We start from the raw sequence: 8,824 nt of genomic DNA on the forward strand, positions 1-8,824 counted from the left end.
ATGCGCTCCTCAGTCCGCGGTGGGCGTCGGGGGGTGGCCACCGCCCAGGACGGGCAGTGCGGCGATCCGGTCGACGGCCCCCGCGAGGACCTCCGGCGGCAGCAGCCCGGGCCCGCGGCTGCGCGCGAAGTCCGCGAAGGTCTCCGCGGTCGTGTACTTCGGCTCGTAACCCAGCGTCTCACGCATCTGGTCCGTCGCCACGACCCGGCCGTGGGTGAGCAGCCTGATCTGCTCGGGCGAGAAGTCCGTCATGCTCAGCGTGCGCATCGCGGACCCGACCCAGGTGACGGCGGGCAGCAGCAGCGGCACGGTGGGCCGCCCCAGGCGCCGCGCACACTGCGACAACAGCAGCACACCGTCGCCGGCGATGTTGAACGTGCCGCTGTTGAGGGTGCCGCGCCGCGGCTCGTGGGCACCGATCCGCAACACCTCGATCACGTCGTCCTCGTGCACGAACTGCAGCCGCGGGTCGTAGCCGAACACGGTGGGCAGGACCGGCAGCGAGAAGTACGACGCGAGGGGGGTGTCGGCGTGCGGACCGAGGATGTTGGCGAACCGCAGCACGCACACGGCGACATCGGGCCGCCGCCGCGCGAAGCCGCGCACGTACCCCTCGACCTCGACGGTGTCCTTCGCGAAGCCCCCGCTCGGCAGGGACTTGGGCGGGGTCGTCTCGGTGAACACGGCCGGGTCGCGGGGCGCGGAGCCGTACACGTTCGTGCTGGACTTCACGACGAGCCGTTTGACGCTCGGGGACTTCTGGCAGGCGCCCAGCAGCTGCATCGTGCCTATGACGTTGGTCTCCTTGACCGTGGCCCGGCTGCCGCTGCCCAGCGCGGTGCCGGTCACGTCCATGTGGACCACCGTGTCCACGGAGTGCTCGGCGAGCACCCGGGCGATGGTGGGCTGGCGGATGTCGGCCCGAATGAACTCCGCGCCGCCCAGATGGTGCTCGGGGGGTACCGCGTCCACCGCGATGACGCGGTCGACCTCCGGGTCACGCTGGATCCGTCGTACGAACCGGCCGCCGAGCCGGCGGGCCACTCCGGTCACGAGCACGACCTTGCCCAAGATCGGCGCCTCTCTTCCCGTCGCATCCCAGTGGTGGACGTAGCTCTGTCCGCCAGCCTGCCGCGTTCCCCGTATGGGGCCAACTTAGCCGGTCCGTGTTGCGCTGTGATGACCGCCCGATGCACGAAGTGACGACACACCCGTACGTACGACCAGAGCAAGCCATTCGCCTCGCAGGCGTACGCACAGCGCGCCCCAGGAGACTTCCGGCCGCCCGGAGCCCCACCGCAGACCACAACCGCCACCCGGAAAACGACAAAGACCCCCCACTGGTGGTGGGGGGTCTTCCGCGCGCTCACGCACAGAAGCAGAGGCGCCCCTGGACGGGGCCGCGCCCTACTTCTTGTTGCGACGCTGAACGCGAGTGCGCTTGAGCAGCTTGCGGTGCTTCTTCTTGGCCATCCGCTTGCGCCGCTTCTTGATAACAGAGCCCACGACTACCCTCGCTCACTTCTCATCACTCGGTGCTGGGCGCCATGGGCCCATACGACCTACGAGGGGCTAGCCTACCCAACCCGAGCGCGAGGGTGTAATCGAGGTCCCGCCGAAGGTCGCAACGCACCTCCGGCGGGACGCCGTCAGACCGTCTCCACCCCCACATAGCTGTCGCGGAGGTACTCGTGAACCGCTTGCTCCGGGACCCGGAAGGACCTCCCCACCCGGATCGCCGGCAGATGACCGCTGTGCACCAGCCGGTACACGGTCATCTTCGACACTCGCATCACCGAGGCGACTTCCGCCACGGTCAGGAACTGAACCTCGTTCAGAGGCCTCTCGCCAGCTGCAGCCATGACACACCTGCACCTTCCGCACTCGACGGCCACCGGCTTCCCCTTCCGGTGACTCTTCGTCGCTGCGTGCTCACTCCCCAATGTAGGTGCGGATGATGCAAGTGGGGAAGAGGGGATGGCATCCGCGGCCTACTGTGACAGACACGCTCGATTGAGTACATAGCGAGTAAGCGGTCGGTAGTAATCAGACCGCACAGCGTCATCAAGTGGAACGACGACGGACACCCGCCCCTCCGCCTCTCCCACGAACAGTGCGGGATCGTCCGTGTCGGCCAGACCGATCGCGTCGAACCCCAGCTGACCTGCCCCGCAGACCCAGCCGTGATCCCCGATGACGAGTTCCGGCAACGGCCCGCCGGCTTCCGCCGCGGCGGCCAGGGCGGTGCGAACCGGGAGCGGCGAGTGCGTGTGCGCGCCGGGCTCACAACCGGCTCTCGCGGATCCCGGTTCCCGTACGAGGGCGACTCCTCGTACGTAGTCGACGATGCACGTACGTAGACCGAACCGGGTCGTTATGTCGACACAGCGACCCTGCGCCGGAGTGAGGACGGTACATCCCGCCGCCGACAGGGCGTCCGCGAGGGCGGCGTAGAACCCGAGCAGCCGGTGCGGGTGCCCGGTACCGAGCAGCACCGCCTCACGGTGGCGTGCGGCCCTGGCGACGCGCTCGGCGAAGGCCTCGAGCCCCTCCAGTGTGCGGTCCGGGTCAATCACATCATGGCCGGAGACATATCGCGGATCGGCCGAAACTCCACACTTGTCCGCCATCAACTCGATCAAGTCCTCAGGACGCCATGTCCATTCGGGATCGAGTCCGATCAGTGCGCGGGGGTCGCGGGCAGCGAAGAGCCGATAGCTGCGCAGGCTCTCCTCCCGGGAGGTGGCCACGGGCCCGGCCAGCCGGGCGGCCAGCAGATGCGCACGCAGTGCGCCGGTGCTCAACACGCCAGCGATGCTGTCCCAATCGCCGCCGCCGCAGGCCCGGAACGCGGGGAACACCCCACAGTCGGCGTAATCCGGGTGCGAGGGGTTGAGGTACAGGACATCCCGGTGAGAACGATCACGGTCGTCTGGCACACGTGATCGGTCCGGTGCGGAGGCGTGGAGGAAGCTCCTCGATCGCTGCCGGGGCATGGCCACCGTCCGCCGCATGCCGGTGGATTTCTTGACTGATGGGCAGGCCGAGGCGTCCGCGGTCTGCGGCAGGTCGTCGTACGTCGGGGTGGACCCCCGCGCCGACCGGCGGGGCGGCAGAAGAGGGACACCGGGATGAACGAGCCCCGGAGGCCTCCGGGACGACGCGCTCGCGGGCTCGGCGTCCGCCACCGCGTCGAACGGCACTCGCCTAGGCAGGACGGGCAGTGTCCGATCAGCTGGCGCCCGCTCCCGGGCAGGCTCCGACCTGCGTCGAAGCCCCGGCCGACGTGTCATGCGGACCGTGGGCCACTGCGCTGGCCCCGACCCTGCTCAGGCTGAACGCGCCCGCCCGGCGGACTCCAACACCGAGGTCAGAAAGCGACGCACCGTCTCCAACTCGCCCGCCTCGAAACCTTCCGCGGCCACCACCACCTCGCCGATCACCGGCCCGAAGAAGGTCCACCCGAGTTCCGTGGCCTTCTCCTCCACCTCCAGCAGCACGCGTCGCCGATCGGCTGTGTCCCTGCTGCGCCGGACCAGTCCGAGCCGCTCCAGCCGATCCACCAGGGCGGTGGTCCCGGCCGAGTTCAGACGCAGTTGCTCACCAAGCCACCCGGGCGTGGCACGCGTACCGGCCCGTGCCCCATCCAGCAGTTGGATCAGCGCGCGCACATCGGTGGGATGCAGCCCGTGGCGCGCGGCGAACTCGGCGCCGAGCAGGTCGAACTCCACCGTCACCGCGCGCAGCAAGTGAACCAGTCCCATCACCCGGCTCTGATCGTCCATGCACACTCCCTCGGACCTCCGGCTAATATCTCGCTGAACGAGATTATCGCCGAGCGAGAGGGATGCCTGTGTCTCCGTCCGCTTTCGATCTCGTCTACGACGAGCTCCGTGCCCGCTGGCCCGAGTCCACCGAGGAGCGCGACGTCGTTACCCCGTACGGGCGCACCCGGGTTCATGTGTACGGCCGAGCGGACGGCAGCCCGCTCGTGCTGCTGCCCGGCGGCTCAGCCACCGGCCTGGTCTGGTTCGCCAACGCACCGGCTCTCGGCAGGCAATACCGGGTCCATGCGGTTGATCTGGTGGGCGACGCCGGCCGCACCGAACGCCGGGGCGCACCGTTGAAGAGCGCCGACGATCTGACGGCCTGGCTGGATGCGCTGCTGGACGGGCTCGGGCTTGCCCGCGTGCACCTGTGCGGTCACTCGTACGGCGCCTGGCTGGCCGTCAGGTACGCACTTCATGCACCACAGCGGGTCGGCCGCCTCGCCCTCATCGACCCGACCCGGGTCTTCGCCGGATTCCGCCCCGGCTACCTGCTGCGCGCACTGCCCACCCTGATCCGCCCGAGCGAGGCCCGTGCCCGGGCCTTCCTGTCCTGGGAGACCGCAGACGTCCACCCGGACGAGACCTGGCAGCGTCTCTACGCGCTGGCCACCACTGTTCCCGGCCGCAAGCTCGTCGCCGGCGGCCGCCCCCGGACCGCCGACCTCCGCATGCCGGTGCTGGTCCTGCTCGCGGAGCACAGCCGCGCCCACCACGCCGTCAAGGTCGCCGACAGAGCCCGCCGGACGCTCTCGCAGGGCGAGGCGGCACTGCTCCCCGGAGCCACCCACCACTCCCTGCCACTCACCGCGCCGAAGCAGTTGAACGAGCGGCTGATGGATTTCCTGGGCTGACAGCGCCGAACGCCATGGCCATAACGTCTCCGGGCCGGCGATCTGCCCGCCACGCGGAGGAGTCACGCGCATGGCAGGTCATCAGCCAATCACATCCACAGAGTGGCGCGCCGAAGCGGCGATCTGGGGGCGCAGTCCCCGGGTACCGGAGGGGCAGGTGGCGGCGGGAGGCGAGAACACCCGGTGCGCGCCCGGCTGCTACGGCAGCAGTCCGCGCAGCGGAAACGCCGCCTTCCGCGCCGCCAGCACCGCCTGGTCCAGCCGATCCGCCGGATCGTACCCGGACTCCCAGCCCGAGAACTCCACCGGCCACCGCCCGTCCGTCATCCGCGCCGGCGCCAACTGCCGCGTGCGCGCGAAGACGTGCTGCCGCCATCCCTCCGGAATCACCGTCGACGGCTCGACCGGCCGCCCCGCCGCGATCGCCACGAGATGCGTCCAGGACCGCGGCACGACCTCCACGACCGCATAGCCGCCCCCGCCCAGCGCGACCCACCGCCCCTCCGCGTACTCGTGCGCCAGGTCGTGACACGCCATCTGCACCGCCCGCTGCGCGTCCAGCGACACCGCGAGATGCGCGAGCGGATCCTCGAAGTGGGTGTCGGCCCCGTGCTGCGTGACCAGCACCTGCGGCCGGAAGTCCGCGATCAGCTCCGGCACGACGGCGTGGAAGGCCCGCACCCACCCCGCGTCGCCCGTCCCCGCCGGCAGCGCCACGTTCACCGCGCTGCCCTCCGCGTTCGGCCCGCCCGTCTCCTCCGGCCATCCGGTCTGCGGGAACAGTGTGCGCGGATGCTCGTGCAACGACACCGTCAGCACCCGAGGGTCGTCCCAGAACGCCGCCTGGACCCCGTCCCCGTGGTGCACGTCCACGTCGACGTACGCCACTCGTTCCGCCCCCAGCTCCAGCAGCCGGGCGACGGCGAGCGCGGCGTCGTTGTAGATGCAGAATCCCGACGCGCTGCCCGGCATCGCATGGTGCAGCCCGCCCGCGAAGTTCACCGCGTGCAGCGCGTCCCCGCGCCACACCGCCTCCGCCGCCCCGACCGACTGCCCCGCGATCAGCGCGGACACCTCGTGCATCCCGGCGAACGCGGGATCGTCCGGAGTCCCGATCCCGTACGCCCCGTCGGCCGCCCCCGGGTCCGCGGACGCGGCCTTCACCGCCGCCACGTAGTCCTCGCGGTGCACCAGCCGCAGCGTCGACTCGCCCGCGGGCTTCGCCGCGACCACGTCGACGTCCCGGTCGAGGCCGAAGGCGTCGACCAGTCTCCGGGTCAGCGCGAGCCGGACCGGATCCATCGGATGCTCCGGACCGAAGTCATAGCCCGTTACTTCCTCGTCCCACATCAGCTGTGCGCGGCCGCTCATGTCCGCCACCGTATCGGTCTTGTCCGGGCTTGAACGAACGGGCGTACACCAGTGTCACCAGGACCAACGCCATCGGCACGAGCATGGCGCCCCGGTAGTTCCAGGCGTCCCCGAGCGCGCCCACCAAGGGGGATCCGATGAGAAAGCCCACGTAGTTGAAGATGTTCAGCCGCGCGATCGCGGCGTCCGAAGCCCCCGGGAACATCCGCCCGGCGGCCGCGAACGTCTGCGGCACCAGCACGCACAGCCCCAGACCCAGCAGGGTGAACCCCAGCATCCCCACTCCCGCCCCCGGTGCCCCCGCCACCACGGCGAACCCCAGCGCCGCCACCAGCGCCCCGAGCCGTACGACGGCGACGGCGCCGAACCGCCGCACCCCGAAGTCGCCGATGGACCGCCCGAGCAGTGTGGTGACCATGTAGACGTTGTACGGGACGGTCGCCAGTTGCTCCGAGCCACCGAGCGTGTCCTGGAGGTACTTCGCACTCCAGTTGGAGACGGTGGAGTCCCCGATGTAGGCGAAGGTCATCACCAGGCAGAGCGGCAGCAGCAGCCGGAAGACGACGCTCCCGGCCTCGGCCTCCTCGGCCTTCACGGCCTCCGGGACCGAGCCCGTGTCGACGTACCACCGGCTCCCGGCGAGCGCGGCGGGCAGGAGCACCGCGACGACCGGCAGATACGACACCCACAGCGCCAGATGCCAGTGCGCACCCGCCCAGGCCAGCGAGGCACCGACGATCCCGCCGAGGCTGTACGCCGCGTGGAACCCGAGCATGATGCTGCGCCCGTACGTCCGCTGGAGGCTCACCCCGAGCATGTTCATCGAGGCGTCGAGCGCGCCGACGGCCAGCCCGAACGCGGCCAGCGCCACCGCCAGCTCGGCCAGGTGTCCGCCGGCGCCCACACCGAGGAGGGCGAGCAGGACGACGGGCTGCGACCAGCGCAGCAGCCGGCTGGGGCGTACGCGCTTCACCAGTTGCTCGGTCGTCACGCTGCCGACACCGGCGAGGACGGGTACCGCGGCGAGGAAGACGGGAAGCAGGGCGTCGGAGACCCCGTACCGGTCCTGGATGGCCGGAATCCGCGTCACCAGCAGGGCGAAGGTGGCGCCTTGAGCGAAGAAGCCGAACGCCAGCGAGGCCCTGCCGCGCCGCAGCACATCTGTCATGGCGGCGAGCGTAGGGCCCCGGTCTACCGGTGGGTAGATCCAGCCGAAGATGATTTTTGTTCAGCTTTACCTGGCGAGGACGGGTGCGGGGGCGACGGCCGGAACCGCGCCGCCGCTCACGTCGACGGCTCCGGACGGCGCGGTCGCTTCCCTCGCTTCGGCGGCGAGCATGTGCGCCATCGGACCGGCGGCGAGGGCACCGCTGACGAAGAAGCCGAGCAGCATCGCCACCGCGAGGATGACGGAGCCGAGCCAGACCATCGTGTCCACGGGCAGGGTGTAGGCGCCCACGATCCGCACGACGCACTCACCGAGGAGCACCACGCCCCACACGACCGAGAAGACCCGCTCGGCCCGCCGGAAGGCGGCGGACCCGCTCTGCAGCCGCGCCCAGGCGGCCTCCTTGGCCGCGTCGCCCTTCACCAGCCAGGGCTTCACGGCGGCGGTCATCATCGGCCTGCCCAGCGCGACGGAGACCAGGATCCCGATCCCGATCGTGCTGCTCGCACCGCTCTCCTTGGCAAGCATCAGCCGCGGGTCCCCGGACACGAAGCCGAGGAGCAGCCCGACGACGTTCACGAAGAGGATGAGGACGGCGAGGGCGTTGACCTTGCGCTCCTTCACCACGCCGAGGACGGTGCGCGCGGCGGGCGTGACGCTGCTCCAGGCGAGCGCCGCGAGGGTGCTCGTGCCGAGGGCGTCCTTGAAGAGGTAGTACGACCCGACGGGCACCGCCACGTCCATGATGAGCGGCGCGAAGTTCTGCTTCTTGCTCTGGCTCTGGTTCCGGCTCCGGGACACCGTGTTCGTCGTCATGCCCTCAGCTTCGCCGCCGGGAGGGGTCCGCCAGTAGAAACGATCGTCCGGAGCTCGGCATGACAGATGTCAGTGCCGAGTCCCTGGTGCGGGTCATACGAGCAGGTCAGCCAACTCGCCCATGGTGGAGAAGAGGTGGGTGGCGCCGGTGAGCCGGTCGGTGGGCGTCATCGCGGTGAACCCGTACACGTCCATGCCGGCGGCCACGGCGGCCTGCACACCGAGCGGACTGTCCTCGACGACGACGCATCTCTGCGGGACGGCCCCCACCCGCTCGGCCGCGTACAGGAACAGGTCCGGCGCCGGCTTGCCCCGCCCGACGTCCTGCGAGCTGAAGACGCGCTCCTCGGCGAACCACCGGTCGAGCCCGGTCGTCCGGTGCCCGACCCGGATCCGCTCATGACTGCCCGAGGACGCCACACAGAACGGCACTCCGCCAGCCGTCAGCTTCTCCAGTACGTCCTCGACGCCGGCGACGGGCTTCAACTCCCGCTCGAACGCGGCGAAGACGCGTGCGTGGAAGACGTCGTCGAAGTCGTCCGGCAGCCGCTCTCCGGTCCGCTCCAGGACGAGGTCGTGGATGCGGTGCATGGCCGAGCCCATGTAGTCCCGGATGGAGTCCTCGTAGGTGGTCGGGTGTCCCGACTCGGTGAGGTGGGCGGCCAGGATCCGGTTGGAGATGGGCTCGCTGTCGACGAGGACGCCGTCGTTGTCGAAGATCACGAGGTCGTAGCGCATGGCTCGACCCTAAACGCAGAAAACCCCCGTGCGTAAAGCACGGGGGTTTT

The 8,824-nt window shown here is 70.2% G+C and carries 10 protein-coding genes; 1 reads left to right on the forward strand and 9 read right to left on the reverse strand.

The genetic code is table 11. The annotated features are described in order from the left end of the window. Nucleotides 1–9: 9 nt before the first annotated feature. The 5 genes from AC5WS8_RS34600 to AC5WS8_RS34620 all read right to left on the reverse strand — a co-directional run bounded on the left by AC5WS8_RS34600 (nt 10) and on the right by AC5WS8_RS34620 (nt 3,785). Nucleotides 10–1,071, reverse strand: coding sequence for an NAD-dependent epimerase/dehydratase family protein (locus AC5WS8_RS34600; protein ID WP_496107478.1), 1,062 nt, complete (start codon nt 1,069–1,071; stop codon nt 10–12). Nucleotides 1,072–1,407: 336 nt separating this feature from the next. After that, nucleotides 1,408–1,506, reverse strand: coding sequence for a 30S ribosomal protein bS22 (locus tag AC5WS8_RS34605; protein WP_003948845.1), 99 nt, complete (start codon nt 1,504–1,506; stop codon nt 1,408–1,410). A gap of 143 nt (nt 1,507–1,649) precedes the next feature. After that, complete coding sequence (locus tag AC5WS8_RS34610; RefSeq protein WP_158712621.1) at nt 1,650–1,862, reverse strand: helix-turn-helix domain-containing protein; 213 nt, start codon at nt 1,860–1,862, stop codon at nt 1,650–1,652. 129 nt (nt 1,863–1,991) lie between these two features. Further along, nucleotides 1,992–2,807, reverse strand: coding sequence for a phosphatase (locus tag AC5WS8_RS34615; RefSeq protein ID WP_496107479.1), 816 nt, complete (start codon nt 2,805–2,807; stop codon nt 1,992–1,994). A 522-nt stretch (nt 2,808–3,329) separates the two neighbouring features. After that, nucleotides 3,330–3,785: a MarR family winged helix-turn-helix transcriptional regulator gene (locus AC5WS8_RS34620; protein WP_496107480.1), complete on the reverse strand. Its 456-nt coding sequence runs from the start codon at nt 3,783–3,785 to the stop codon at nt 3,330–3,332. 62 nt (nt 3,786–3,847) lie between these two features. Between AC5WS8_RS34620 and AC5WS8_RS34625 the strand changes: the two genes are divergently transcribed. Continuing rightward, nucleotides 3,848–4,681, forward strand: a complete 834-nt coding sequence (locus AC5WS8_RS34625; RefSeq protein WP_496107481.1) for an alpha/beta fold hydrolase — start codon at nt 3,848–3,850, stop codon at nt 4,679–4,681. 198 nt (nt 4,682–4,879) lie between these two features. Here the strand turns inward: AC5WS8_RS34625 and AC5WS8_RS34630 are convergent, their stop codons facing one another. From AC5WS8_RS34630 to AC5WS8_RS34645, 4 genes are all read right to left on the reverse strand, one after another. Further along, nucleotides 4,880–6,052: an acetoin utilization protein AcuC gene (locus AC5WS8_RS34630; protein WP_496107482.1), complete on the reverse strand. Its 1,173-nt coding sequence runs from the start codon at nt 6,050–6,052 to the stop codon at nt 4,880–4,882. After that, nucleotides 6,003–7,220, reverse strand: a complete 1,218-nt coding sequence (locus tag AC5WS8_RS34635; RefSeq protein ID WP_496107483.1) for an MFS transporter — start codon at nt 7,218–7,220, stop codon at nt 6,003–6,005. The genes AC5WS8_RS34630 and AC5WS8_RS34635 overlap by 50 nt, the downstream gene beginning before the upstream one ends. A gap of 66 nt (nt 7,221–7,286) precedes the next feature. After that, on the reverse strand, nt 7,287–8,036 hold the full coding sequence (locus tag AC5WS8_RS34640) for a VC0807 family protein (RefSeq protein WP_496107484.1): 750 nt from the start codon (nt 8,034–8,036) through the stop codon (nt 7,287–7,289). Between the two features lie 93 nt (nt 8,037–8,129). Continuing rightward, a complete protein-coding gene (locus AC5WS8_RS34645) occupies nt 8,130–8,774 on the reverse strand; it encodes an HAD family hydrolase (RefSeq protein WP_496107485.1) in 645 nt (214 codons plus the stop codon). Nucleotides 8,775–8,824: the final 50 nt, after the last annotated feature.

It is taken from the genome of Streptomyces sp. PTL18, from assembly GCF_059510295.1.